This is a genomic window from Flavobacterium orientale (assembly GCF_014638005.1).
GTDB classification, from domain to species: Bacteria; Bacteroidota; Bacteroidia; order Flavobacteriales; family Flavobacteriaceae; genus Flavobacterium; species Flavobacterium orientale.
Window position 1 is genome coordinate 1 of record NZ_BMFG01000039.1, and the last position, 609, is coordinate 609.

Annotated in this window: 1 protein-coding gene; it reads right to left on the bottom strand. The window is 43.7% G+C overall.

Annotation, left to right across the window (positions count from 1 at the left end; all coding sequences use genetic code 11):
* On the bottom strand, window positions 1-489 hold a 489-nt coding region (locus IEV15_RS14545; RefSeq protein WP_188363263.1), incomplete at its 3' end, for a DNA alkylation repair protein.
* Window positions 490-609: the final 120 nt, after the last annotated feature.

The window sequence follows — 609 nt, forward strand, 5'->3', positions numbered from 1 at the left end:
AGTGGCAGCTTGATCCAGGAATTCGTTGATGCCACGCTCGTTAGGCTCTTTCCCATTGGCAAAAAGACGGGCAAGGAGCTGGAAACCGGCAATCTCATAGAGCGGCTTATCACTTGCTATCCACTTGTAGGCGATGACAGGCGCATAATCTACGTGCTGCAAAAGGTTGAAGGCAAGCATCTCTGCCATCTCCTGACTCTGTACCTGTTCCATCCATAAATCTGTGATTTCCGGAAGCATCTTATCGGCAGGCATAATGAGTGTAGCCAGAATCTTGCACTCCCGGATATCTTCCTTCCACAGTTCGATGGCGAGGTCATAGTCTTTGCCATATTCCTCAGCCATCTTTTTCAGTTCATAGAATGGTACGCCCCAATTCAGTTTATATCCCAGTCCCTTATCGCGCATAGATTGCGATCCCGGACCGTTCATCAGCAAGCGGAAGCTTCGCTTGATAGTCATCAGTTTCTGATGTGTTTCTTCGTTCATTATATTTAGAGTTTATAATTGATAGTTTATAGTTAACAGTTTATAGGGCATTCTTGCTCAAGGGCGTTAGCCTCCTATAAACTATTAACTATAAATTTCAAACTATAAATAGACTATATT